This window comes from Mycobacterium sp. M23085 (assembly GCF_045343915.1).
Lineage (GTDB): Bacteria > Actinomycetota > Actinomycetes > Mycobacteriales > Mycobacteriaceae > Mycobacterium.
In genome coordinates this window covers 5,233,381-5,259,335 of the sequence record NZ_CP174280.1, presented here as the reverse complement: position 1 = coordinate 5,259,335, position 25,955 = coordinate 5,233,381, and the positions used below count along the sequence as shown (strand labels likewise).

The 25,955-nt window shown below is 66.0% G+C and carries 21 protein-coding genes and 1 tRNA gene; 8 read left to right on the top strand and 14 right to left on the bottom strand.

Features of this window, described 5'->3' with window-relative positions; translation table 11 throughout:
- Positions 1-22 precede the first annotated feature (22 nt).
- The gene (locus ACIUM1_RS24525; RefSeq protein ID WP_406815069.1) at positions 23-1,624 is read left to right on the top strand and encodes an AAA family ATPase; all 1,602 of its coding nucleotides are present in this window, start codon (positions 23-25) and stop codon (positions 1,622-1,624) included.
- A gap of 57 nt (positions 1,625-1,681) precedes the next feature.
- Here ACIUM1_RS24525 and ACIUM1_RS24520 read toward each other — a convergent pair whose 3' ends face one another.
- The gene (locus tag ACIUM1_RS24520) at positions 1,682-2,590 is read right to left on the bottom strand and encodes a TPM domain-containing protein (protein ID WP_406815068.1); all 909 of its coding nucleotides are present in this window, start codon (positions 2,588-2,590) and stop codon (positions 1,682-1,684) included.
- 217 nt (positions 2,591-2,807) lie between these two features.
- Here ACIUM1_RS24520 and ACIUM1_RS24515 point away from each other — a divergent pair, with 217 nt between their 5' ends.
- Together ACIUM1_RS24515 and ACIUM1_RS24510 are read left to right on the top strand one after the other, a co-directional pair.
- Positions 2,808-4,214: an aldehyde dehydrogenase family protein gene (locus ACIUM1_RS24515; RefSeq protein WP_406815067.1), complete on the top strand. Its 1,407-nt coding sequence runs from the start codon at positions 2,808-2,810 to the stop codon at positions 4,212-4,214.
- A gap of 174 nt (positions 4,215-4,388) precedes the next feature.
- The gene (locus ACIUM1_RS24510) at positions 4,389-5,714 is read left to right on the top strand and encodes a hypothetical protein (RefSeq protein WP_406815066.1); all 1,326 of its coding nucleotides are present in this window, start codon (positions 4,389-4,391) and stop codon (positions 5,712-5,714) included.
- Here the strand turns inward: ACIUM1_RS24510 and ACIUM1_RS24505 are convergent.
- Positions 5,711-6,967, bottom strand: coding sequence for a fatty acid desaturase family protein (locus ACIUM1_RS24505; protein ID WP_406817849.1), 1,257 nt, complete (start codon positions 6,965-6,967; stop codon positions 5,711-5,713). The two genes, ACIUM1_RS24510 and ACIUM1_RS24505, sit on opposite strands and share 4 nt — an antisense overlap.
- Before the next feature lie 390 nt (positions 6,968-7,357).
- Between ACIUM1_RS24505 and ACIUM1_RS24500 the strand changes: the two genes are divergently transcribed.
- A tRNA-Cys gene (locus ACIUM1_RS24500) sits at positions 7,358-7,431 on the top strand.
- A 21-nt stretch (positions 7,432-7,452) separates the two neighbouring features.
- Here the strand turns inward: ACIUM1_RS24500 and ACIUM1_RS24495 are convergent.
- The 10 genes from ACIUM1_RS24495 to ACIUM1_RS24450 all read right to left on the bottom strand — a co-directional run bounded on the left by ACIUM1_RS24495 (position 7,453) and on the right by ACIUM1_RS24450 (position 17,546).
- Positions 7,453-7,851: a YchJ family protein gene (locus ACIUM1_RS24495; RefSeq protein WP_406815065.1), complete on the bottom strand. Its 399-nt coding sequence runs from the start codon at positions 7,849-7,851 to the stop codon at positions 7,453-7,455.
- 19 nt (positions 7,852-7,870) lie between these two features.
- Positions 7,871-8,617, bottom strand: a complete 747-nt coding sequence (locus ACIUM1_RS24490; RefSeq protein WP_406815064.1) for a hypothetical protein — start codon at positions 8,615-8,617, stop codon at positions 7,871-7,873.
- On the bottom strand, positions 8,614-9,528 hold the full coding sequence (locus tag ACIUM1_RS24485; protein ID WP_406815063.1) for a VWA domain-containing protein: 915 nt from the start codon (positions 9,526-9,528) through the stop codon (positions 8,614-8,616). The genes ACIUM1_RS24490 and ACIUM1_RS24485 overlap by 4 nt, the downstream gene beginning before the upstream one ends.
- Entirely contained in the window at positions 9,525-10,502 is a 978-nt protein-coding gene (locus ACIUM1_RS24480) for a hypothetical protein (protein ID WP_406815062.1), read from the bottom strand. Before ACIUM1_RS24480 ends, ACIUM1_RS24485 begins: the two co-directional genes overlap by 4 nt.
- Positions 10,493-10,966, bottom strand: coding sequence for a hypothetical protein (locus ACIUM1_RS24475; RefSeq protein WP_406815061.1), 474 nt, complete (start codon positions 10,964-10,966; stop codon positions 10,493-10,495). The genes ACIUM1_RS24480 and ACIUM1_RS24475 overlap by 10 nt, the downstream gene beginning before the upstream one ends.
- Positions 10,956-11,822: a DUF58 domain-containing protein gene (locus ACIUM1_RS24470; RefSeq protein ID WP_406815060.1), complete on the bottom strand. Its 867-nt coding sequence runs from the start codon at positions 11,820-11,822 to the stop codon at positions 10,956-10,958. The genes ACIUM1_RS24475 and ACIUM1_RS24470 overlap by 11 nt, the downstream gene beginning before the upstream one ends.
- Before the next feature lie 18 nt (positions 11,823-11,840).
- Positions 11,841-12,842, bottom strand: a complete 1,002-nt coding sequence (locus ACIUM1_RS24465; RefSeq protein WP_406815059.1) for an AAA family ATPase — start codon at positions 12,840-12,842, stop codon at positions 11,841-11,843.
- Between the two features lie 70 nt (positions 12,843-12,912).
- Entirely contained in the window at positions 12,913-14,292 is a 1,380-nt protein-coding gene (locus ACIUM1_RS24460; RefSeq protein WP_406815058.1) for a hypothetical protein, read from the bottom strand.
- 425 nt (positions 14,293-14,717) lie between these two features.
- Positions 14,718-17,264, bottom strand: a complete 2,547-nt coding sequence (locus ACIUM1_RS24455) for an ABC transporter (RefSeq protein ID WP_406815057.1) — start codon at positions 17,262-17,264, stop codon at positions 14,718-14,720.
- Between the two features lie 63 nt (positions 17,265-17,327).
- Positions 17,328-17,546 (bottom strand): ferric uptake regulation protein, encoded by a 219-nt coding sequence (locus ACIUM1_RS24450; protein ID WP_406815056.1) that lies wholly within the window; start codon positions 17,544-17,546, stop codon positions 17,328-17,330.
- A 427-nt stretch (positions 17,547-17,973) separates the two neighbouring features.
- On the opposite strand from ACIUM1_RS24450, the gene ACIUM1_RS24445 reads away from it, so the two are divergent.
- Together ACIUM1_RS24445 and ACIUM1_RS24440 are read left to right on the top strand one after the other, a co-directional pair.
- Complete coding sequence (locus ACIUM1_RS24445) at positions 17,974-18,396, top strand: MmpS family transport accessory protein (RefSeq protein ID WP_406815055.1); 423 nt, start codon at positions 17,974-17,976, stop codon at positions 18,394-18,396.
- Positions 18,393-21,329: an RND family transporter gene (locus ACIUM1_RS24440; RefSeq protein WP_406815054.1), complete on the top strand. Its 2,937-nt coding sequence runs from the start codon at positions 18,393-18,395 to the stop codon at positions 21,327-21,329. Before ACIUM1_RS24445 ends, ACIUM1_RS24440 begins: the two co-directional genes overlap by 4 nt.
- A gap of 45 nt (positions 21,330-21,374) precedes the next feature.
- Here the strand turns inward: ACIUM1_RS24440 and ACIUM1_RS24435 are convergent, their stop codons facing one another.
- Positions 21,375-22,109 (bottom strand): type 1 glutamine amidotransferase domain-containing protein, encoded by a 735-nt coding sequence (locus ACIUM1_RS24435; RefSeq protein WP_406815053.1) that lies wholly within the window; start codon positions 22,107-22,109, stop codon positions 21,375-21,377.
- Positions 22,110-22,212: 103 nt separating this feature from the next.
- Positions 22,213-23,370, bottom strand: a complete 1,158-nt coding sequence (locus tag ACIUM1_RS24430) for a low temperature requirement protein A (protein WP_406815052.1) — start codon at positions 23,368-23,370, stop codon at positions 22,213-22,215.
- Between the two features lie 628 nt (positions 23,371-23,998).
- Here ACIUM1_RS24430 and ACIUM1_RS24425 point away from each other — a divergent pair.
- Complete coding sequence (locus ACIUM1_RS24425; RefSeq protein ID WP_406815051.1) at positions 23,999-24,757, top strand: SRPBCC family protein; 759 nt, start codon at positions 23,999-24,001, stop codon at positions 24,755-24,757.
- A 57-nt stretch (positions 24,758-24,814) separates the two neighbouring features.
- Complete coding sequence (locus ACIUM1_RS24420; RefSeq protein ID WP_406815050.1) at positions 24,815-25,951, top strand: zinc-dependent alcohol dehydrogenase; 1,137 nt, start codon at positions 24,815-24,817, stop codon at positions 25,949-25,951.
- Positions 25,952-25,955: the final 4 nt, after the last annotated feature.

The window sequence follows — 25,955 nt, the reverse complement described above, 5'->3', positions numbered from 1 at the left end:
CCTGCCATCGTTCGGCAAGACCATGACGCATGCCTTCGACCCAACCGGACCCGACGGCCACCCACGGATCGTCGCCGATTTGCTGCGACCCGATGCCTACGACCCGCCGGCCGGCGACGTGCGTCTCCACGAGACGCACAGCTCGTGGGTGCTGCTCGCCGGCTCCTATGCCTACAAGCTCAAGAAGCCGGTGAACCTCGGTTTCCTCGACTTCACCAGCATCGAGCGGCGACGCGCCGACTGCGAAGAGGAGCTGCGACTCAATCGGCGGTTCAGTCCACAGATTTACCTGGGAGTCGTGGAGGTCACCGAGCTGGATGGCCGCTACCGGATAGGCGGTGAACCGGGGTCGGGCGAGCCGGCCGTGTGGATGCGGCGTCTGCCCGAGGAGGGCATGCTGGCGGCCAAGCTCGCGCGCGGCGACGTCGACATGCGCCTCGCCCGACGAATCGGTCGTACGCTGGCCAAGCTGCACGAGCGGGCCGAAACCGGTGCTGACATCGATGCGTACGGGCGCCCGTCCAGTGTGATCGCGAACTGGCGGGAGAACTTCGACCAGGTTGGCCCCTTCGTCGGTCAAACCATTTCGGGCCACGTCAACGAGGACATCCGACGCTACGTCGACCAGTTCGTGCGCGAACATGCGTCGTTGCTCGAGCGGCGCGTTGCCGACGGACACGTGCGGGACGGCCACGGGGACCTGCACGCCGACAGCATCTGCGTCGATGATGGGCAGATTCTGCTTTTCGACAGTTTGCAGTTCGCGCCGCGTTATCGGTGCGCCGATGTAGCCTCCGAAGTTGCTTTTCCGGCAATGGATTTCGAGCACCACGGTCGCGCGGACCTGGCGTGGGGATTCGTCGATTCCTATGTGCGCGCCAGCGGCGACGACGGGCTGGTCAGCCTGCTCGACTTCTATACCTGTTACCGGGCCTACGTGCGCGGCAAGGTCCGCAGCCTGCGCCTGGCACAGACCGAACAAGCATCCGCTGCGCAAGCGCGTCAGCTCGTCGCCGAATCGCGGGGGTATTTCGATTTGGCGTGGGCGCACGCGGGTGACCTGCCCCGCCCGGCGATGGTGGTCACCATGGGCCTGCCGGCCAGCGGTAAGACCACCCTGGCACGCGGGCTCGCCGGCCGATTGGGGCTGGTGCACCTCTCGTCAGACGTGGCGCGCAAGAGAATGGCGGGCATCGAGCCCACCCAACGCGGCAACGATGGATTCAGCTCGGGGCTCTACGATCCCGCCATGACGCGACGCACGTACGCCGCGCTACGTCGTGACGCCGCGCGGTGGATGCGCCGCGGCCGGGGCGTGATCGTCGACGCGACGTTCGGCAATCCGCGCGAGCGGGAACAGATGCACCAACTGGCGCACCGGCTTGGGGCCAATCTCCATGTCGTGCTGTGCGAGGCGGACGACGCCACCCTGATGGCTCGGCTCGAGCGCCGCGCCACCGAACAAGGCGTCGTCTCGGATGCGCGGATCGAGCTGTGGCCCGAGCTGCGAGCCGCATTCACGCCCCCCGATGAACACGCGGCCCTGCTGCGGGTCGACGCGACGCGGGATACGGAGGAGACCGTCGAGCAGGCGCTGACGCTGCTGCGTGCCGCCTACCGCTAACGGTGACGGTGTGTGGCAAAAGAGTCTGCAGGCCTTTGTCTTTGACAATCTGGCCGGTCAGCGCTTGGACGCAGTGCCGCGTCGCCGTGGTGCGCGGTGCGCTTCCAGGACGTCGGCGTTGGCCAGCGTCTGGGCTTGAGCGGCCAGCGTGGACGCCCTGTTGGCGTACGCAATTGCGTTGGCGCCGTTGCTCGTTTCTGTGGCATGTGCCGCCGCCAAGTGCCGCTTCGCCTCATCGAGCCGCGCCTGGGCCTCCGAGCCGATGTTGGAGCGATACCTGGCGACATAGTCGGAGATTTGACGCACCCGGGCGTCCGCGGTGGACAACGCCTGCTGCACTGGATGATCGCCCCCGCCAGAGTCCAGCGGCCCACCGGTCGCGGCGGCGCGGCGGCGGCGGTAGAGCAGGAAGAGCAGCGCGATTACCAGCACGGCGATGATGACGCCGATCACTATCGGCAGCCAGGCCTTCGACGCGCTGGCAGGTTTCGGCGAGCTCGCCACTTTGTCCAACCCGTCAGCGGCGGCGACCGCGACACCGCCCCAGTCTCTGGCACCAAGCACCGGTTCAATCTGATTGGTCCGCAAGCTGTTTAGCTCGGCCGAAGTCGAGCCCTGCACCTGCGGTGGCACGCTGAACGCATACAGCTTGGTGTTCGTGGCCACGGCCAGCAGCGCGTCGTGGTCGCCCATCCCGGTGGCGCTGCGGGTCCGGTCGGCCCAGTTGTCGGGTTTGAACCTGGAGAAGTTGTCGACGTAAACCACCCACAGTTGGATGTGGCGGTCCCGGTTGAGTCGGTCGATGGCAGCGCTGACCGCTGCCCGGTCGGACGCCGTCAACACCCCAGTGCTGTCGGTGATGTGATCGGTGAGCTTGGTCGGCGGCTGGGCGCCGGCGGGGGCCGCCCACAGCAGCCCCGCCGCGAGAATTGCCAGGACTACGCCGAGGAGGCGAAAAACCCGCATATGGGTAATCTAGCCGCCGATCCAAGATGGCGTGGTTGTGTTCAGGCCCGCGACCAGCAGATCATGCGTCCCGCCCCGACACACCGGTGACCAGCGGAATTTGCCTGCGTCTTACACCCGGCATGGCTCCGCCGCATGCTGGACACCCTGTGGTTAAGCGCGTAACCTCTGTCGCGCGACGACAGCAGTCCCGGCGAGCGAAGGGCGATGAGGAACATTGAGTAACACCATTGCGGTCTTCAACCCGTCCAACGAGGAGCAGATCGCCGAGGTCCCCGATTCCGACCAGGCGGCCGTCGACGCGGCGGTGGCCCGGGCACGCGAGACGTTCGAGTCGGGCGTGTGGCGCAAGGCGCCCGCGTCGCACCGCGCGAATGTCCTCTTCCGCGCCGCGCGCATCATCGAGGAGCGCACCGAGGAACTCGCCGCGCTCGAAGCCCAAGACAACGGCATGAACACCACGGCCGCGCGTCACATCATCCCGGTGTCGGTGGACATGCTTAAGTACTACGCCGGCTGGGTCGGCAAGATCCACGGCGAGTCGGCCAACCTCGTCTCTGACGGCCTACTCGGCACCTGGGAGACCTACCACACCTTCACCCAGCTTGAGCCCGTCGGCGTCGTCGGCCTCATCATCCCTTGGAACGGGCCGTTTTTCGTCGCGATGCTCAAGGTCGCGCCCGCGCTCGCGGCGGGCTGCAGCGCCGTTCTCAAGCCAGCCGAGGAGACCCCGCTCACCGCGCTGAAACTGGAGGAGATCTTCCGTGAGGCGGGCCTGCCTGACGGGGTGCTGAACGTCATCACCGGCTACGGCGAGACGACGGGCGCGGCGCTCACCGCGCATCCCGACGTCGACAAGATTTCGTTCACCGGGTCGACGGAGGTCGGGCGGCTGATCGTGAAGGCGGCCGCGGGCAACCTCAAGCGGCTGACGCTCGAGCTCGGCGGTAAGTCGCCGCTGATCATGTTCGAAGACGCCAACCTCGACAAGGCGATCATGGGGGCCGGCATGGGCCTGCTTGCGGGCTCGGGGCAGAACTGTTCGTGCACCTCGCGGATATATGTCCAGCGCGGCATCTATGACCAGGTGGTCAAGGGCCTCGCCGGGTTCGCGCGGATGTTGCCGATGGGCGGCAGTGATGACCCCGATTCGGTGCTGGGGCCACTGATCAGCGACAAGCAGCGCAAACGCGTCGAAGGCATCGTCAATGACGGCGTGGCCGCCGGCGCGCAGGTCGTCACCGGCGGCAAGCCGATGGACCGCAAGGGCTACTTCTACGAGGCGACGATCATCACCAACACCACGCCGGACATGCGGCTCATCAAAGAGGAGATCTTCGGCCCGGTCGGCTGCGTGATCCCGTTCGACGACGAGGACGAGGTGATTGCCGCCGCGAACGACACACACTACGGGCTGGCCGGCTCGATTTGGACCGAGAACCTGTCTCGCGCCCATCGTGTGGTGAATGAGCTTCGCGCGGGCCAGATTTGGGTGAACTCCTCGCTCGCGGCCGACCCGTCGATGCCAATCAGCGGCCACAAGCAGTCGGGTTGGGGCGGCGAGCGGGGCCGCAAGGGCATCGAGGCCTACTTCAACACCAAGGCGGTCTACATCGGCCTGTGATGGCCTTCGATCGGTTCGCGAGCGTAAGCCCACTGCGAAAATCGGAGTGATATTTCGCAGTGCGCTTACGCTCGTGCGTCTCGGCGGCGCGGGCCGCGCCTCGGCTTCGGCTGCGCAACAAGGGATACGCTGGACGTCTGGTCAAGGTCCGCATCAAGCCATGTGGGAGGGGCGGTGGAAACCGTACTCGGCGTGTCGATGACACCCACCGCGGTCCATATGGTCGTGGTAGAAGGGGAAAATGCCGACGGTGCCACCGTCGATACGGACAGGTTCGAAGTGTCCCCCACACACAACAGCGCAGATCAGGCGGCACCCCATCAGGTTGTCTCGGCGATCCTGGGAACGCGGCAGGCCGCGGCCGAAACCGGTTGCCAGCTGGCTTCGGTCGGCGTGACGTGGACCGATGCCACGGAGGCCGCCGTCCTGCAAGAGTTGCTGTCCGGTCAGAGGCTCGACAAAGTGATGCTGGTCTCGGCATTTCTGGCGGCGGCGGCGTTGGCTCAGACGGTGGGCGCTACGACTCGGTACGCGCACACCGCATTGCTGTTCGTCGAGCCAACCACCGCGACGATGGCTGTGGTGGACACTGCCGACGGTTCGGTCACCGATGTGCGCCGGCAGGAACTTCCCGACGACGAGTACGAGGCGTTGGCCATGTTGACCGCGATGGCCGCTGACGCCGAAGCGATGACGCAGCGGCCGGACGGTTTGTTCGTCGTCGGCAGCGACGGCGTCGACATCGCCGCGATCCGGGAGCAGCTGCAGGCAGCCAGTTCCCTTGTGCTGAGCACACCGGAGGAGCCGGAGCTGGCGCTGGCCAGGGGCGCGGCGCTGGCCTCAGCACATCCGCCGTTGTTCTCGTCCTCGACCGCCGCGATCGCTTACGCGCAGGATCCCGCCAGCGGTGCGGTGCTTCCCCATGCGGTGGCTCTCGGTTACGCGGACGGTGCTGTCACCGTGGCACGTGGTGCTGAGGCGTTGGCCTACAGCGCCGAAGCCGCAGAGGCCGGTGACGACTCGCCGGCCGGCCCGTGGACCGGCTTCGGTGCCGCGCCGGGCGAGCAGCGGGCCACTCGGCCGTTCTTGGTGGCGTTGAGCGTGTTGGCATTGTTTGTCGGCGGGGTCTTGGCCCTCGTCATCGCACTGGCGGTCGCGATTCGACCGCACGCCGATACGAGACCACAAATTGGTGCACGCGTGGTCGCGCCGGCTGCGCCCGCACCGCCGCCACCTGCCAGCGCCCCGACACCGGCGCCGGAACGTGTTGCACCGGCGCCCGCCGCGCCGGCGCCTGCGGCACCAGCTCCTGCCGCCCCGCCCGCGCTCCCGCCGCCCCCTGCGGGGTTGCCGTTGCCCCCGCCCCGGATTCCCGGGCCGGCCGCACCTCCGCCCGGCGCACCCGCGCCGCCGATTCCGGCACTACGTCCCCCGATCCCCGCCGGGCCGCCGGCCCTGCCCGTGCCGCACATTCCGCTGCCCGGCCTTCCTCACCTCTAGGACACCGTCAACGGTCTCACCCCGCGCCTTTGGCGCACCGCCGTAATCGCTGTCTTGAGCCCGCGGCGGCGCCCTGGCGGCTGGTCGGTCGAGGCGAAACCAGGCGCAAGTTGAGCGAACATCCGCTCGCTCCGGGTTTCCGGTGCGTCGTCGGCGGAGTCACGCAGGTACTTGTTCGGCAAAGACAGTTTGGCGATGGTGCGCCAGGTCTTGCCGTACTGGATCGCAAACGACCCCGTGGTGTAGGGCAAGTCGTACTTGTCGCATAACGCACGCACCCGCACCGAGACCTCGTGCAGCCGGTTGCTCGGCAGGTCAGGAAACAAATGGTGTTCGATTTGATGACACAGGTTGCCGCTGATGAACCGCAGCGCGGGCCCGGCCTCGAAGTTGGCGCTACCCAGCATCTGACGCAGATACCACTGGCCCTTGGTCTCGTCCACCATGTCCGTCTTGGTGAACTTCTCAGCGCCGTCGGGGAAATGGCCGCAGAAGATCACCGCGTTGGCCCACACATTGCGGATCACGTTGGCCACGACGTTTGCCTTCAGGGTCGATTTGTACGTCGCGCCGGGCGATGCCGAGGTAAGCGCCGGAAAGGCGATGTAGTCCTTGAACAATTGACGGGCGAGTTTGGCGGAGAACTCCCGTGTCTGTTCGAGGGTGAGGTCGCGCTCGGGACCGGGCTTCAGGACTTTTTCCAAATCGATGGCCTGCAAGCCGATTCCCCACTCGAACCCGAGCGCGAGGAGCGCATTGAACAGCACATTGCCCAGGTTGTAGGGCTTCCACGGCTGGTCACGGGTGACCCGCAGGATGAAGTAGCCGACATCGTCATCCATGTCGAGAATGTTGGTGTACTTGTGGTGCTTGACGTTATGCGCGGAAATCCAGTGCTTGGATGCCGCATTCATGTCCCACTCCCAATTCGTGGAATGAATCTCAGGATCGTTCATCCAATTCCATTGGCCGTGCATGACGTTGTGGCCGATCTCCATGTTCTCGATGATCTTGGCCGTGCCGAGGAGCACGGTTCCCGCCCACCACGCCCACCGCTTCGAGCTGCCGGCCAGCACAAGCCGACCCGACATCTCCAGTGCACGTTGCGCGGCGATGGTGCGGCGGATGTAGCGAGCGTCGCGCTCGCCGAGTGAATCCTCAACGTCGCGGCGGATCGCATCGAGTTCATCAGCCAGACGCTCGATGTCGGCGTCGGTTAAGTGGGCGAAGGCCGGAATATCGGTAATCGCCATGGTTTCCTCCCCTTTTGGTTTTGCTCTGCCGCGGTTCCGGCGTTCACGTGCGAGCAATTAGCGCAGGACGGACAAGACCGTTCCTTTGATCGTTCAACGCGGCTACAGATTCCGCGGTTCCGTCTTCACGACACGCTTACGTATTTCTAATCTCCACACGTGGTGCCAGTTTCTTTGTGCGTCAATACCGTTCGTCCATGTGGTGGCCAGCGCACCGCAAGATGAGCGAAGGCTTGGCGGAAGATAAGCGGGGCTTAGCAACAGCAGCGGCCAGGCCAGCCTAGACCCATCAGTCCCGGCTCCCGTCACCGCCGCGCCGCCAGACCGAAATGATCGGGGCGAGGAAAACGCTGGGTCGCGACCTCGGGTGCTGGCAGAGTAGCCGTTCGTGCGGGTGTGGCTGAGTGGCTAGGCAGCGGCCTGCAAAGCCGTATACACGGGTTCGAGTCCCGTCACTCGCTCCAAGGCATCAATGCGCGGCGACGTTATGCATCGTCCGCGATGCCGTCGAGGTAGAACCATCGACCGGCGCGGCGCTCGAAGCGACTGCGCTCGTGCAGGCTGCCGACGCGCCCGCGGGACTCGTAGCGGGCGCTGAATTCCACTTCGCCGGCATCATCGTGTGGCCCACCCGCGACCGTGTCGAGGACCTTCAGGCCAATCCAGGTGATGTCGTGGTCGACGGTCACGTGTGCCGGCCGGGTGCGCGGGTGCCATGTGCGAAACAGGTAGTCCGCGTCACCGAGCGCGAATGCCGCGTACCTGGAGCGCATCAACTCCTCGGCCGTCCGGGCCTGCGACTCACCCGCGTGAAGCGGTCCGCAACAGGCGCGGTAGCTTCTGCGGCTGCCGCACGGGCAGGACGGGCCGAGCAGTTCGCTCATGTCGAAAGCCTGACAGATCCTACGGCGACCCATTCGGGGGTGCGGCGCCCGCGGCGTCCTGCAGCACCTGCTGCAACTTGTCGAGCGGATCGGCTCCCGCGGGATCAAGCCGCCGTGGAGGGAACTGCCGGCCGTCGGGTGCGACGGTCGCGAGCGGCGGCGGTGGCGGAGGTGGCGCCGCCGGGGGCGGCGGTGGTGGCGGGGGTGGCGCCTCGGATGGCGGGGCATTGAGCGCAGTTCTTTTGGCCGCCAATCGGTTTGCAGCGTCGGCGCGCAGTGCGCGCCGCTGTGGGTCCGGGTCGGTGTTGCCGGCGAAGCAGGTGACGGGTGCGGCGTCGACAACGGACAGAGCGCTCAGATATCGCTCCTCGGCGCGCCCCCGGTCCCCCGCCGCCGCGGCGCGGTCGCCCTGGGTTTCGCGGACCAGTTCGAGGTTGACCCGCGCCGGGCATGAGCTTGCGACGTCGGTGCGGGCCAGCGCGTCGGAGAAGTGACCGTCGGCATCGTCGAGCCGGCCGTCGAGCACGGCGGCGGCGCCCGCGGCGAACGGCGCCCTCGCCGGTTCCACCACGTTTACCACGCCGAGGATTGCCGCATCGATACGCAGGGCGTCCCCGTCGCCACGGGCGAATGCTGACGCGGCGGAATCACCCACGAGGACAACGGAAATCAGTTTGGCGATCACCAGTAGCGTGACGGCCACCAGCGGCGCCGAATAGACGACCAGCCGCCGTCGCAGCCGCAGCCGAAATGGTTTCCCGGTCATGACGCCAAATCCCGTCGGGCGATGCGGCCGCGCCGGAACTCTCGGACCGAGAGGTAGATCTCGGCGAGCAATAGCACCGCTGCGAGTAGCGCGGGTAGCCAATACAGTTCGTTGGGTTCGGCGGCCGCGGCCCGGTGCGGCGCGTCAGGCAGTCGGATCGCAAACGTCTGACCGGGATCGCGGTGCAGGTACGGCACGTCGAGTTGCCCGGCGATCTGCCGTAACTCGGGTTCGTTGATCGCATCGCTGCGGCCGTAGCCCAACACCGCTCCCCCGCCGATCAAGGACTGCGCCACGTTGAAGTCGCCCTGCGGCGCGCGCGAACCGGGCGCACCGGAGCCCAAGTACAGCACCACATTCCGGGAACCCGGATATTGCTGCGCCGCCTGCATCAGCTGATATCGCAACACGGTGCCCGCAGCAGCGGCGTTGACGTCCGCGCCGGTCTGGTCGGATGTGAGAGCGGCAACGGTCGGCCGCAGACTCCAAACGTCGTCGGACAGTGGCCAATCCAGCGAGGCCTTCGAGGCAAAGGCGATAAGCGCGTACCGCGCCGCGGGGTACTGCTTGGTGAGCGCCGCAATGTCGTCGCGCATCGCCGCGATCCGCGATTCACCGTCGCCGTAGTCCTCGGCACTTGAGTCCGCCGACCGGTCCACGAGCAGGAACACGTTGAGATTGGCACCGGCCGGGGTTGTCTGGTTAGTTTCGTCGCTGCGATAGCCGGGGCGTGTGGTCGCGGCGATGAGCAGCAGTACCGCCAAAGTCACGCCACCCCAGCGCGCTACCGCGCGACTCCGCCGGCGTCCCGCCGAGAGCAACACCTGGCGCAGCGCGACCAGGCGTGCCAGGACGAGCGCGCCGGCGACGACCGCAAGGATCGGCCAGGGCAATACGGGCTGAAACGTCATCGGCGCAACACCAATAAAGCCACCGAGAGCACGGCCGCCGACAACAACCCGATGATCAACGGTGCCATTGGCGCATCGTGGAAGTCCGCCGCCACGACCGCGCCGTCGGCTCGGCGGGCCGGCGGAGCGTGCGCGCGCATCTCGGTGAGCGCTGCGCCCACCGATTCGGATCCCTGGGCGACGTACCGGCCACCGGTCTGCTTGGTGAGCGTGACCAGCGCCCCGCTCGCGGCTGACGGGGCAGTGTCGATCACATTGACCTGGGCCCCGGTCCGCTCGACCAGGGCCCGGACACTGCCATCGGTGAACAGCGCGGCCCGCTGCTCCCCCGCGCCACGAAGATCGGACGGGCCGAGATAGATCACCGAACGCCGGTGTGCGGTGCGCTGCTCATCCTCAGGAAAACCGGAGAGACACAGTGCGAGAAGGTCGTTCACACTTTCGGCGTAGTCGGTGTAGGGAACCGACGGGGCAAATGGAGCCGACTGCGCCTGGTGAGCCCCGATATAGTCGCCGAATCGGGCGGCGGCGTACTCGTGGTCGCGAGTCAGCGGGACGACCCGGCGGTTGGGCGATGTCAGGCCGATACGTTGCGTCTGGGGCGATGCGGTGGTGTTGCGTGCGAAGTAGTCGAGCAATTCCGCCGTCGCGGCGTCATTCACCGGCTGTCCGACGCACAGCATGAGGTCCTCGGGGTGAGCGGCGTCGAAATCGTTGCTCGCCACGCTCGGACGCGCCGCCGCCCACGTCGCGGCGCCGAACATCGCGGTCAGGACCACCAGCGTCACAATCGTGGACAGCGAACGCAGCCGGGCCACCTTCGCGTACTCGGGCAATCGGGTCAGTCGGGCGACGTTGGCCAACGGGCGCAGCCGTCGGCGGGCCGCGGTCATGGACAGTAACGCCGCCAGCGCGACAACCGCGACGAAGCAGGCCGATCCGATGGCCGTAACCGGCCACCACTTCAGGTCCACGAGCGGATCAACTCCTGCGCGCGGGCGCTCACATCGTCCACGTCGACTCGCGTCTGCGCGTTGAATTGCCCGTCACCGAGCCGGGTCAGTAGCGGCGCGGCGGCGGCCAGATTCACCTCGGCCATCGCGGCGACCTGTAGGTACTGGGCCCGCGCGCCGGTCGCTTGGTGCAGAAAACTGCGCACGGTCCGGCTGATCGCCGCACACGCCGCCGGAGCCGACATCCGCCCGGCATCATGCTCGTCGACGATGCTGCGCACGCAGCGGGCGAATCGATGACGGATGACCCGGGCGTGCATTCGCCGCACGATCGGGATGCGCCGCAACCGGTGTGACGGCAGCGTCCACACGAAAACACCCGCGTACCAACCGACGACGGCGAGTATCAGCAGGACGGCCAACCACAGCCACCCCGGCGAGTACGGCTGCGGACCGGACACGTGGCGCAGTAGGTCATCCGGCACGGGCGGCCACCTCGGTCAGGCGAACAAGCTCGCGCCGAATGTCATTGCTGCCGGCGATAGTCGCGTGCGGAATGGCGTGAGCGGTGAGGAACGCATCGAGGCGGTTGCGACGCCTCTCCTCGGCGCGCCGGTACGCGGTGACGACCCGTGGGCCGAGGTCGGCTCCGTTCAGGACGAAACGACCGGTGGCGACGTCGTACCCGTCGGTGTTGTCGGGCCCCACCGCGGGCATGTCCGACACCATCGCCCACATGATGTCGTGACGTCCGGCCAATCTGCTGAGCACGTCGCTGAGCCGGTCGTCGACGTCGGGCTCGTCGGACACGACGATGACCAGCATTGTGTGCCGGTAATGCGTTGCCACGTAATCGAGTTGGGCGATGACGTCGCTGCGGCCGGGTCCGGTCGTGGCGTGCTGGTACCAGCGATGCAGCATCCCCTCGATATGCGACTCGCCGCGCCGCTGCGGGATGTTGACGCAGCCGCGCCGATCGCCGTAGACCATGCCGATCTGATCGGATCGTCGTAAGCCGATCAAGCCCACCGCGCCCATGATGTGCGCGGCGACGTCGCGCTTGTATTCCCCGCTCGGGGCCAGCGCTGACATGTTGCGACCGGCGTCCGCGACGAGCAGGATCTTGTGATGCTTTTCGGACACGAACCGCTTGATGAGCACGCCGCCCGAACGCGCGGAAGCCTTCCAGTCGATGTCCCGCACGTCGTCGCCGGGAACGTACGGGCGCAGGTCATCGAACTCCATGCTCCGCGTATGCAATAGCGCATAGCGACCGCCTTCGAGCAAGCCGCGGGTGTCGGTGCCGAAGTGTGCCTTGGCCCGGTTGAGGTGTTTACCCACGATTGGCCTTCCGGCGCCTCAAGGGACCCGGACGGCCCGCAGCACGGCATCGACCACGACCTCGGGAGTGATGTCGGCGCTGGCCGCCTCGAAGCCGAGGATGAGCCGGTGCCGCAGCACCCGGTGCGCGAGCTTGGCGATGTCCTCGGGCAACACGTGCGCACGCCCGGCCAGCACCGCCTGCGCCCGGGCCGCCTTGCAGAAAGCGATGGTGGCGCGGGGGCTGGCACCGTACTCGACCAGGCGGGCGATCTGCTTGGGCAGTACCCGCGCGGGGTGCCGCGTCGCGTCGACCAGTTGGCTGGCGTAGAGCATCAGCGCGCGGTCCATGTGGACGTGACGGACCACCTCCTGCACGCGCAGCACGTCCCCGAGGCTGACCACCGGCGCGGTCGGCTGCCCCCTGTCGTAGATGCCCGCGTCGATCCGCGACATCACTTCCACCTCCTCCTGCGGGGAGGGATAGCGAACGATCTCCTTGAGCAGGAAGCGGTCGGTCTGCGCCTCGGAGAGCGGATAGGTGCCCTCCTGGTCGACAGGGTTCTGGGTGGCGATGACCAGAAACGGATCCGCAAGGGGGTGGACCTGCCCGGCGATCGTGGTCTGCCGCTCCTCCATCGCCTCGAGCATCGCGCTCTGCGTCTTGGCGCTGGACCGGTTGATCTCGTCGAGCAACACGATATTGGCGTGCACCGGACCCAGTTGGGTGACGAACGAATTGGTCGCCGAGTCGTAGATCTGGGTGCCGATGATGTCGCTGGGCAGCAAATCGGGGGTGCACTGGATGCGCTGGAAGCTGCCGTGAATTGATTCGGCGAGCACCTTGGCCGCGGTGGTCTTGGCCAGCCCCGGCACGCTTTCGAGCAGGATGTGGCCGCCCGCGAGCAGACCGATCAGCAGCGACTCCCGCAGATCGCGCTGCCCGACGATCTTGGCTGCGAATGCCTGCGAGATGGCGCTGACGGTCCCTTGGACGCTATCGATTTCGTGCTGATGTGGTTGTGTCCGTGCTGTAGACATACGCCCGCAGGGATACCCAGGCGCTGATTTTCCACACTTCGCTTACGCTCGTCGGTCTGAACGAGACCGCCTACGGCTTGTCTCCTTCAAGGGGCCGTTTGGTCTTGCCTTCAGCCTCGAGCCGCAGCCGGATTGCCTTCGCCCGCGCCTCGGCAGCCCGAGCTTGGGCTTCGGCGGCTTCTGCCCCCGCCCAGATCTCGGCGGCCCGGGCTCGGATTTCGGCGGCCTCGGCGCGCGCCCGCGACTCGGCTGCCAGGGCCTCGGCTTCGGCCGCTTCGGCGCGCGCCCGCTCCCGTGCCCGCGCCTCGGCGGCCAGTGCCTGGATTTCGGCGGCTTCGGCGCGCGCCCGCGACTCGGCTGCCAGCGCTTCGGCTTCGGCGGCTTTCGCCCGCTTCCGCGCGTCGGCCGCAAGGACCTCGGCTTCGGCGGCTTCCGCCCGCTTCCGGGCGGCGGCGGCGATCGCTTCCGCTTCGGCGGCTTCCGCCTGCTTCCGCGCTTCGATGGCCAAGGCTTCGGCTTCGGCGGCTTTGGCGCGTGCCCGCTCCCGCTCCCGGGCCTCGGCGATCAAGGCTTCGGTTTCGGTGGCCTCTGCCTGCGCGCGCGCCTCGGCAGCCAGAGCTTCGGGTTCGGCGGCTTTGGCCCGCTCCCGAGCTTCGGCGGCCAGGGCGTGGGCTTCGGCCGCTTTGGCCTGCTTGCGGGCTTCGGCGGCCAGGGCGTGCGCTTCGGCGGCCTCTGCCCGCTTCCGCGCCTCGGCGGCCAGCGCCTCGGCGGCCGCGGCTTCTGCGTGTGCCCGCTCGCGCACCCGCGCCTCCGCGGCCAGCGCTTCCGCCGCGGCGACCTCTGCCAGAGCCTGCGCCTCGGCGGCCACCGCTTCGGGTTCGGCAGCCAGCGCTTCGGCTGCGGCGGCCTCGTCCTGCGCGCGCGCTTCGGCGGCCAGCGCTTCGGCTTCCGCGGCCAGCGCTTCGGCTTCCGCGGCCAGCGCTTCGGCGGCGGCCGCGTCTGCCCGCGCCCGCGCCTCGGCGGCCACCGCTTCGGCTTCGGCGGCCAACGCTTGGGCCGCCGCGGCTTCTGCGTGCGCACCCGCGTCAGCTTCCGCCTTCTCCTTAGGAGGCTTCTGCGGGGACGGCGCCTTGGGGTGGTTGAGGATCGGCTGACGGTTCGCCTTGTAACCGCCGGCCGCGAGGCGCGCCTTTTGCTCTGCCACTCTGTACGGGCCGGCCAAGAAATCGATCAGGATCAAAGCCGCGCCGGCCAGCAGTACCAGCGGAAGGGCCAAGGATGGGCGCGTGACCATCCCCCAGATGCCGGCGACGGTCATCGGCGCCGCGAACAGCACCGCGGCCCCGGGATATCGACCGCCCAGCTCGAGAATCGTCGCGGGCACCGCGGAGGCCCGCGCAGCCATCGGAAGCCGATCCGGCTGACCGCCGACGACTCTCTGAGAGACCACGATCCCTCTCCTTCGCGGAGACGATGGGACATAACAATATCGCGCGGACGGCCAAAACGGTGGCTGAAAATGTTTGTGTCTGAGTGGCAATGTCGCCGCAGTCCCGTCGCCAAACCGGGCGAATCGGGAGGCGACGGTAGTTCGCCCCTATGCGGAGCGTCGGTGGGACCGTCGAGCGCCGGGATTCGGACTGCTCACGACTACATGACCGGAATTCGCGCACCCGGTCGCGGGTATCGCGCCGGGCCCACGCCGCCGGTTAATCATGTGCGTCCGCCAGCGACGAGGTTGAGCGCATAGACGCTGCGAGGCATCAGCCGATCCGCATCGCACCAAATTCAACTGAGCGCAATTAGTCAAGATCCCACCGTCAGCGAAGAATGGTAACGGCCATCGAGTTTTGCTCGAATATTGCCGGAGCTTGCTCACTGAGTAACGGGTTGCGCCAACCGCTTGGCCAAATACGGCGCTGTGCGACTGTGTTTTGCGCGTGCCACCTTTTCCGGCGGGCCCGCCGCAACCACCCGACCGCCGTCGCCGCCGGCTCCCGGTCCCAGGTCGATCACCCAGTCCGCGCCGGCGACCATTCGCATGTCGTGTTCGGCCACCACCACGGTGTTGCCCGCGTCGACCAGGCGGTGCAGTTGACGATCGAGCAGATCCACATCGGCGGGGTGCAGCCCGGTGGTCGGCTCATCGAGGACGTAGAGGGTGTGCCCTCGCCGGGGTCTCTGCAATTCGGCGGCGAGCTTGATCCGCTGCGCTTCACCACCCGACAGTTCGGTCGCGGGCTGTCCGAGACGGAGATACCCCAGCCCGACCTCTCGCAGGGTGGTCAGGCTCCGCGCGGCGCTCGCGACGTGGGCAAAAAACTCCGAGGCCTCATCGACGGTCATCGCGAGCACGTCGGCGATCGTCCGGTCGCGATAACGCACCTCGAGGGTCTCGTCGGAGTACCGCGCTCCTTGACACGCCGGGCAGGTGGCGTATGTGCCCGGCAGGAACAACAATTCGACCGAGACGAACCCCTCCCCCTGACACGTTGGGCAGCGACCTTCGGCCACGTTGAACGAGAACCTGCCTGCTGTCCAACCGCGGCGACGCGCCTTCGGGGTCGCGGCGAATTCACGGCGCACCGCGTCGAACAACCCGGTGTAAGTCGCCAGCGTCGAGCGCGGCGTACGTCCGATAGGGCGCTGGTCGACCGATACCAGCCGATTGATCTCCTCGACCCCCTCGACCGTCACACCGATACTCGCGTCGTGATCGAGATCGGCGACCTCACCGTCGGTTTCCTCGCCGTCGGAGTCGGCCGGCTCGGCTACCCGTCCGGTGCCGAGATGGCGGTGCACGACGTCGCCGAGGACCTTGACGACCAGCGTCGACTTGCCCGAACCGGAAACTCCGGTGACGGCGGTGTACACACCAAGAGGCAGGTCGATGTCGAGGTCTCTCAAATTGTGGAAACAGATCCCGCGTAGCCGCAGTCGCGCGGACTGCGTGCGGGGTTGACGAGACGGCGACCCGGCCTCCTCGAAAAGGTATTGCCGAGTGACCGACCGCTCGATGTCGGCGAGTCCCGGGACCGGCCCGCTGTAAAGCACCTCACCGCCAAGCTCCCCGGCCCCGGGTCCAACATCGACGATCCAGTCGGCACGGCTCACCACGTCCATGTCGTGCTCGACCACGAACAACGAGTTGCCCGCGCGCCGTAGACGATCGAGCACCTCGAGCAGCGGTTCGGCGTCGGCGGGGTGCAAGCCGGCCGACGGCTCGTCGAGCACATAGAGCACGCCGAACAAGCCGGCGCGCAGCTGGGTGGCCAGCCGCAACCGTTGCAGTTCGCCGGGTGACACCGTCGGGGTGCGGCGACTCAGCGTGAGATAGCCGAGGCCGAGATCTATGAGTACCTGCAGGCGCGCAACGAGGTCGGCGGCGATCATGGTCGCCACCTCCGTCAGCTCGCCGGATTGTGTTGACTCGTACGCGGCGCCGGCATCGGTCCGGGAAGCCGTTGGGCGCAACGTGTCAGCAAGTTCGGCCAATGGCATCGCCGTGTACTCGGCGATGTTGCGCCCGGCGAAGGTCACCTTCAGCGCCTCCGGCCGGAGCCCGGAGCCGTCGCATACTGGGCACTCGACGCTGTCGACGTATTGCAGTACGCGCCGGCGCATCATCGCGCTGTGGGAGTTCGCCAACGTATGGCGGACGTGGCGTTCGGCGCTGGAGAACGTGCCGTTGTAGTAATAATCGGCCTGCACCGGGTGCTGGCTGGGGTCGATTTCGACCGTGGGTTGTTCATCGGTGAACAGAATCCAATCACGTTGCCGCTTAGGGAGTTTCCGCCATGGTTTGTCGATGTCGTAGCCCAGGGTGACGAGGATGTCGCGCAGGTTCTGGCCCTGCCACGCGCCCGGCCATGCGGCAACGGCGCCTTCGCGGATGGTCAGCGACGGGTCGGGGACCAGAGTCTCCTCGGTGACCCGATGGATTCGTCCCAGCCCGTGGCATTCGGGGCACGCCCCCACCGCGGTGTTCGGCGAGAACGCGTCGGAGTCCAATCGTTCCGTCGCGCCCGGCGGGTAGGTCCCGGCCCGAGAGAACAGCATCCGCAGCAGGTTCGACAAGGTGGTAACGGTGCCGACCGTCGACCGCGACGTCGCCGATCCGCGGCGCTGCTGCAATGCGACGGCGGGCGGCAGCCCGGTGATGTCATCTACCTTGGGCGCGCCGGTTGGCAATAGCAGGCGACGGGCGTAGGGAGCGACCGATTCGAAGTAGCGTCGCTGGGCCTCGGCGTAGATGGTCCCGAAGGCCAACGACGATTTGCCGGATCCCGAGATGCCGGTGAACGCGACCAGCGCGTCACGAGGCGCCACGACGTCGACACCCCGCAGGTTGTGGACCCGCGTCCCGTAAACACGCACGCAAGGGTCGATTTCGTCCGCGCTTCGATAGGACATTTGCGTCATCTTGCTCAGCCGAGTACCCCTACTCGCGCCGGCAAAAAGCACAATTGCTGTTGGAAGCGCGGTTTATCGTGCCGCCTTGGCGGCTTCCCGCCGAGCCTTCTCTTTCGCGTGGGCCGAGCAGCAATGCCCCATTTCGCAATGGAACCGGTCACTACATTCGTGCGAGCAATAGGCTGATGCGGCCGGCAGCCAGTCCGGATCGGACAGGTCATGCTGTCGGTCGTTCGGATCGAACGTGTGGCCGCAGTGCACGCACGCCTTGACCTTGGCTTTGGTAGCCATGCAGGTCAGGGTACCCGCCATGGCCCTAAAACGCTGCGCTTTTCCGATGACGGACGACAGGCCATCGGGTGGCAAACCGGTAATTCCAACGAATCAAACTGTGGCGCATAGGTTTACACTTCACCGATGCTATAACCGCCGCTGAGGGACGTTCGCCGTGGCGAGAAGGCCGTGCGGGTCGCCCAGCTGAACGCGGCTTTGTGCTTCCCCACCCGAGAAACGCATGCTGGCATTACACCCTCGCTAGCAAACTGACGAGGTGAGAGCACCACGCCGGGGACGCTACGGCGTGGGCCGGCGGCGCGGCCCCGACGCGAGGGCACCCCCGGAATTAACTCGGGGGGCTTGGCGTTCGGCTAGCCGTGGCGCACGCGAAGAGATGCCTTAATATCAGGCCGTCGAGCATTCCTGAGCGGGGGACACGACGTTGACGATTCTCAAGCGGGCATGGGTTCCGCTGGTCGTGGTCGTGGCACTGATCATCGGCGGAGTTGCGGTTCTCCGACTCAACGGCGTCTTCCCGGGACCCGGCCTACCCAAGCCCGACCCGCGGGATGCGACCCCACCGTATGCGGCCAAGACCGCCATCTACGAAATCCTGGGACCGCCCGGGACGACCGGCGTCGTCAACTGGATGGATGCCGACTCACTACCGCAGAAGGCCAGCTTCACCACATTGCCGTGGTCGAAGACGATCGTCGCCGAGATGCCCGGCATCTTCGCCTACGTCGTCGCCCAAGGTGACAGTCCCTTCATCGGTTGCCGCATCACCGTCGACGGCAAATTGGTCGATCAACAACAGGCCACCAACCGGGACGCGCAGGTTTCCTGCTTGGACAAATCCGCGTGACCGACGACACGAGCGACACGGACGAAATCCCCGTCGCGCCGCACTACCAAGTTGAGCGCAAACCGCGGCTGGCCCGCACCATCCGGGTGTTGGCGCTGCCGATCGTGGTGGTCTGGCTGCTGATCGCGGTCGTCGTCAACGTCTTCGTCCCGCAGTTGGAGAAGGTCGCCGAGGACGTCTCGGTGCCGCTCTCGCCGTCGGACGCGCCGTCGGTGACCGGTATGAAGCACATCGGCCAGAAATTCAAGGAGTACGACTCCGACAACCTCGTCCTGGTGACCCTGGTCGGTGACAAGCCTCTCGGCGAGGAGGCTCACCGGTATTACGACGACCTGGTCGGGAAGCTGCAGCGGGACCGCGAACACGTCGAGCATGCGCTGAATTTCTGGGGACAGCGATTCACGTCCTCCGGCGTGGAGAGCTACGACCACAAGGCCGCCTATGTCCAGGTCAACCTGCGGGGTGACCAGGGCGGAGCCGTCGGCGACAAATCGGTTGCGGCAGTTCGCAAAATAGTCGCGGACTCCAAGCCCCCGGCGGGGGTGAAGGCCTACGTCGCCGGTCAGGGAGCCCTGACCGCCGACACGATCGTTGTCGGCGACGCGAGCCTGGCCAAGATGACCATCATCACCATCATCATCATCGCGATCATGCTGATGTTCGTCTATCGATCCATCGGCACGGTGCTGCTGACGATGGTCATCCTGTTCGTCGGACTGGCTACCGGCCGCGGCGTGGTAGCGCTGCTGGGCGAGACCGGCATCATGGGACTGTCAACCTTCGCCGTCAACTTGCTGACGGCGCTGGCCATCGCGGCGGGTACGGACTACGCAATCTTCATGGTCGGCCGCTACCAGGAGGGCCGCGAACGGGGGCTGGACCGCGAAGCCGCCTACTACGACACTTTCGCCGGTGTCACCAAGGTGGTGCTCGGCTCGGGATTGACGATCGTCGGGGCGCTGGCCTGTTTGAAATTCACCCGGCTGCCGTACTTCAGTTCGCTGGCATTTCCGTGCGCGGTGGGCCTGCTGGTGGTGGTGGCCGCTGGGGTCACGCTGACGCCGGCGCTGATCGCCTTCGCCAGCGGCTTCGGCCTGTTCGACCCGAAGCGCGAGTTCAACTACACCCGCTGGCGCCGTTTGGCGACCGCCATCGTGCGGTGGCCGGCGCCCATCCTGGCAACCTCGGTCATCCTGGCGATCGTCGGCGCAATTGGCTTGATGGGTTTCAACCCCCGCTACAACGACCTGTACTACCTGCCGGCCAGCGCGTCGTCAGTGCAGGCGTACACCGCGGCGGATCAACACTTCACCCAAGCCCGCCTGAACCCGGACCTTTTGATGATCGAATCCGACCACAACCTGCGCAATCCCAGAGACATGCTGGTCCTGGACAAGATTGCCGGCGCCATCTTCCGGGTGCCCGGCATCGAACGGGTGCAGAGCATCACCAGACCTCTCGGCCCGCCGATTCAAGATGGATCAATTCCGTTCCAGCTCAGTGTGCAAAGCGCCCCGATCCGCAGCAACCTGAACTACCTGAAGGACCGCGTCGCCGACATCAAGAAGATCACCGGTTTCCTCGACACTCAGATCGCCCTGTTGGAGCGCCAGTACGCGGTGACCCAGAAACTCGCGAACGCCGCGGACGACAGCTCAAAAACCACGGCGGAGACGGCGGCCATCACGGACGAAATCCGGGACCACATCGCGGATTTCGACGACTTTTGGAGACCGATTCGCAGTTACTTCTACTGGGAGAAGCACTGCTACGATATCCCGATCTGCTGGTCGCTACGCAGCCTGTTCGATGCCCTGGACGGGTTCGACAAGCTGGCCGAAAAGTTCCACGCTCTGACCACCGACCTCACCAACACGGCCACAGCCACGCGCGAATTGCTGGCGATAATTCCCGAGAATATCGCTGTCTCAAAGTCGATCCGGGATACCACGCTGACCATCTACAGCTCGTTCGACAGTCTGATCGATCAGTTCGACCGGCTGACCGACACGAACGCCGTGATGGGCAAGTCCTTCAACGACTCTCAGGTGGAGAGCCTGTTCTACCTGCCACCCGAGATTTTCCAGAACCCAGACTTCTTGCTGGGGTTGAGTTTGATGGTGTCGCCGGACGGCAAAGCCGCCCGCTTCATCATCACGCACGCCGTGGATCCGGCGACGACCAAGGGCATCGCGTCGGTCGACCAAGAGCGCCAAGCGGCCAAAGAGGCGCTGAAACTCACCTCGCTGGAGAATGCCGACATCTACCTCGGCGGCACGGCCGCAACGTTTTACGACATTGCCAACGGCGCCAAGTACGACCTGATGATCGCCGGGGTGGCTTCGATCGTGCTCATCTTCATCATCATGGTGATCGTCACCCGCGCTTTGGTCGCAGCGGGCGTCATCGTCGGCACCATCGTCATGTCACTGGGCGCCGCCTTCGGGTTCTCGACACTGATCTGGCAGCACCTTGCTAATTTCCAGCTGCACTGGGTGGCAACCGAATTCGCGTTAATCGTGCTCTTGGCAGTCGGATCCGACTACAACCTGATGCTGGTGTCCCGAATCGAGGAAGAGATCGGCGCCGGTCTGAAAACCGGGCTCATCCGCGGGATGGGTGTGACCGGCCCGGTGGTGACAGCCGCCGGTGTCGTGTTCGCCGTCACCATGGCCACGATGATCACCAGCGACCTTCGGGCGATCGGACAATTCGGCACGACAATCGGCATTGGCCTGCTGTTCGACACCTTCGTCGTCCGATCGCTCATCACGCCCTCGATCATGACGGTGATGGGACGCTGGTTCTGGTGGCCGAAGAGGGTGCGGGTCCGCCCGGCCAGCCAGATGCTTCGGTCCGTCGGGCCTCGGCCGCTGGTTCGTGCACTGTTGCACCAGCCGCGGCACGCGGTGCCGGCGAATCCGCAGACGTAGCGCACACACACGCCGGGATCGGGGTGCGTTTCAGCTGAGGCCGAATCACCGGCCTCGGTCTCGGATGGACACCCGTCGCCGCAGCGGCGGCGATAGTGCGGCGGCGGCGACACCGGTCAGGGCCGCCGCGGAGGGTTTGGGCGACCAGCGCAAGGCGGCGACCGCCCAACTGAGCGGCCTGTCTTGCTGCGGATCCGAGCCGTTACGGTTGGCGACCGTCTGCACTTGACTTGTCGGCTCGGCGAAGATGTCCAGCATCGCCGGCACAAATGCCCTCATGTCCTGTGGACCTCTGCTGGTGACGAGATTACGGTCCCGCACGACCTCGCGGTCGAGCCAGGTCGCGCCGGCGTTAACCAGGTCATCGCGGATACCCGGCCACGACGTCAGGGTCCGTCCGGTAAGCAATCCCGCCGAAGCGAGCACCCACGGACCATGGCACAGCGTGACGATCGGCTTGCCGCCGTGATCGAACCCGCGGACGAAGTCCCGTGCGGCTGCCGACTGCCGCAGCAGATCGGGGTTGATGAAGCCGCCGGGCAACAGCAGCCCGTCGTAGGCGCCCGCGTCGACATCGGTAACAACCTTGTCCACGCCGACCCGGCTCGCCGGCATGTGCAGATTTACCCCCCGAATCCGCCCGCTGCGCAGCGATACGACATCGACCTTGGCGCCCGATAGCTGCAGCGCACGCAGCGGAATCACCAGTTCGACTTTCTCGAAGCCGTCGGCTGCCAACGCTGCGATCCGTCGCCCTGCAAGGCGTCGTGTGTGTGGCATGACCCTCTCCTGTCAGTCATGGCGCGCGAGCGCCGATCCACATTCATTCGGCTGGCTGCTCAACCGACCGCGGGCGTACCCACTTGGCTCGTCGCCAAGCGCCTCAGCGCGCCTGGCCTGCTACGCCGGGACCGATCCGGGGACGGCGCCACAACTCCCAGGCCAACCGGAAGGTCCCGATGGCGGCGAGCAGCCCAACAGCCGCGAGGGCGGGCATATGAAGCAACGCAGGCAGGGTCGCCGCGGCGGCCAGCCCGGCGGCGGTCCGATCGACGGGGATCTGCCGGTGGTCGCGCCATCGGTAAGCGACATCACCGAGGTAGAACAACGCCATGCCACCGGCCAGTGCGATGGCTGGAAGCAGCGGCAACGGGGCCGTGGCGTGCCCGACGGTGGTGTGCGCTCCGACGGCGAACAGCATGATGCCGGCGACAAGGGGTAGATGCAGGTAGCTGTAGGCGTCGCGGGCGAGATTGGCCCGTTCTGTGCCGGTGGTCTGCTCCAGTCGCTGCCGGGCTCCCGCCGTCAGTCCGAAGTATGTCCACCAGAATGTTGCCATGATGGCCACCCCCAAAATCAAGGTGGCAATTACCTCGGGTCGGTCGAGATTGGTTGCGGCGGCACCCAATTGGACGATTGCTTCACCCAGCGCGATGATGATGATCGAGCCGTGGCGCGATACGAAGTAGGACGGCGAGACGCGGAACCCGCCGAGGCCCACCACGGCCGGTGCGCCGTAGTCGATCACAGCTGCCGCGACCCATAACAGTTCTCGGCCAGGTCCGTCAACGAAGGCGGCGGCCACGATGCAGCCGGGCGCAGCGACGAAGGCCGGCGCCATCCGCCGCGTCCCGAGACGCAACCCAGCGTCCTCGTGCGACGAGTAGACGACAAACTTCACGACGTGGATCAACCTGACCACCAGCAAGGCGATGGCAAAGACCAGTGCTCCCGAGCCGAAGGCGGTGGGAAGCGCCGCCGCGGCGACGAGCATCGCCGCCATCGCGGCGATGATTATCGTCTCGTGCCAGACGTTGGCGGTGTCAAAGGTGTTGATCAGCCAGGTGTAGCCGACCCAGGCCCACCACACCGCCAACAGTGCCAATGCCGCCCGGCCGAACCCTGCCGGGGTTAAATCGTGCAGCATGAGTTGCGTGACCTGCGACATTGCGAAGGTGAACACCAGGTCGAAGAACAATTCGAGGTTGCCCTCGGAGGTTGCGCCCGAGCGCTGATCGGCGTCTTCCTCGACATCACTCACTACACACCCCCGCTTAAGCACAACCTCGCATAACCACCTCGAGAATGGCCGGCTGGCGGATATCTCAGCCGAGCAGCGCCACCGCCGCGACCGGCACCCGGGACAACGCTGCTCCTCTCGCCGAATCGCCCACCACTCGTCGGAGAGCCGGTCGTGCAGGCCGCTCACCGCGACGTTGCACCTGCGTACCCGCAGGCGCTCCGGTCAATCGAAAAGGATCCGGAGAACAGCCGCGGGTCGGTCGCATAACCCGGCCTGCGGCTGTGGAACCGGCGTTCATTCGCCCGTAGTCGACGAGATTCAGTCCCGCTTGAGTCCAGCCCGTCCAAATTTTCCGTCGCTTCTGGGCACGGCAGGACCAAATCGGCGACGCCGCAAGACATTGCGCATGGCGCACTTCGACCTGGGTAAGCGCGGTCCATGTCACTGTCACCGCGCGACCAAATCCAAGGGGGTCGGTATGAGTAGTCCCGTCGGCGCGACGCGAAGCCTAATTAAAGGACTTCGCGGCGCAAGCCTCGGTCTCGGAGTCACCGAGATCGTGGCGCCTCGCAAAGTTGCGGCTATCTCGGGAGTGCCCGACAACCGCCGGTCCAGGTCGACGATCAGAGCGCTGGGATTGCGGGAATTGGGACACGCCGCCGCCCTGCAATTCGGACCGAGTCAGCTGGTGTGGACAAGGGTCGCCGGCGACGCCATCGATCTGGCGGCGTTGGGCGCGGGATTGTCCAACCGCGCCGCAGGCCGCGCTCGCGGCGCGGTTGCCGCGCTCGGGCTGGTCGGAATCACCGCCGTCGACGTCTTCGCCGCGGTAAGAGCTCAACGCGATGGCGACGGGCAGCACTCGGTCCAGCCCGGGCAACGGGATCTCCGCGCGGCGGTCACTGTGTGGCGCAAACCGGAAGAGGTGTACAGCTTCTGGCGCAATTTCGAAAACTTGCCCTCGTTCATGTACCACCTCAAGTCTGTCAGCGTCGGCCCTGACGGCCGTTCGCATTGGGTGGCCAACGCGCCGCTCGGCGCGCAGGTGCAATGGGATGCCGAAGTGACCGAGGATGTGCCTAATCAGCGGATCGCGTGGAAGTCCGTGGCGGGCGCCCAGATAGACAACCGCGGTCGCGTCGAGTTCTCGCCTAGTCCAGACGGTCAAGGTACCGAGATACGAGTAACGATGAGTTACGCGATTCCCGGCGGCACGCTCGGCAAGGCGGTCGCCACCCTCCTCGGTGAGTCACCCGAGCAACAAGTCAACGATGACCTTCGCCGACTCAAGCAACTACTGGAAACCGGCGGGGTCGTTCGTTCCAATGGATCGCCAGAAGGGACGGCAGCTGTCCGCCAGCTTCATCAGCGACCCGCCCAGCCTAAGCAAGCTGCCAGCAAATAGGAGGAACCCATGAGAGCAACTGTGTGGGCCGGCCGCAACAGCGTCGAGGTCCAAAACGTGCCAGACCCGAAAATTCTTGATGATCGAGACGCCATCGTGCGCATCACGTCCACCGCGATCTGTGGCTCGGACCTGCATCTGTACGACGGCTACATCCCAACGATGAAGCGCGGCGATGTCTTGGGGCACGAGTTCATGGGAGAAGTCGTCGAGACCGGGAAGGCAGTAAAGAAGATCAAGGCCGGTGACCGGGTGGTAGTGCCCTTCCCTATTGCCTGCGGCGCGTGTTCGGCGTGTCAGCGCGGTCTGTACTCACTGTGTGAGAATTCGAATCCCAACGCGGGTATCGCCGAAAAACTCATGGGACACTCTCCGGCCGGCCTCTTCGGCTATTCGCACATGCTCGGCGGCTTTGCCGGCGGGCAAGCGGAGTATGCGCGGGTTCCGTTCGCCGATGTGGGGCCGCTGAAGATCGAGGATGACCTTTCTGACGATCAGGTGCTATTCCTGTCCGATATCCTGCCAACCGGTTACATGGGTGCCGACATGTGCGGTATCAAACCTGGCGACGTCGTGGCGGTGTGGGGTGCCGGACCGGTGGGCCAATTCGCGATGGTCAGTGCCTATCTGCTCGGCGCGTCGAAAGTCATCGCCATCGACCAGGTGCCATACCGCCTCCAGTTGGCGAGGGACAAAGCGGGAGCCATCCCGGTCAATTTCAGGGACGTCTCAGTGCTGGAAACGCTGCGCGATCTGACGGCGGGACGTGGACCTGATCATTGCATCGACGCGGTGGGGATGGAGTCGCGCAACGACAATCAGGTCGTCGACGCCTACGACCGGGTCAAGCAAGCGGCGCGACTGGAGACGGACCGTCCGCACGCGTTGCGTGAAGCCGTAATGAGCTGCCGCAACGGCGGCACCATTTCGATCATCGGCGTATACGGCGGCCTGATGGACAAATTCCCCATCGGCTCTGTGATGAACCGGTCGCTCACCATCAAGACCGGTCAGTGTCATGTGCAGCGGTACATGGAGCCGCTGCTCAAACGAATCCGCGACGGCGAGATCGATCCGACGTTCGTCATCAGCCACCACCTGCAACTAGACAAGGCGCCACACGGATACGAGATCTTCAAGCACAAGCAGGACCACTGCACAAAGATCGTGCTCAAGCCCTGGGCCAACAACTGATACC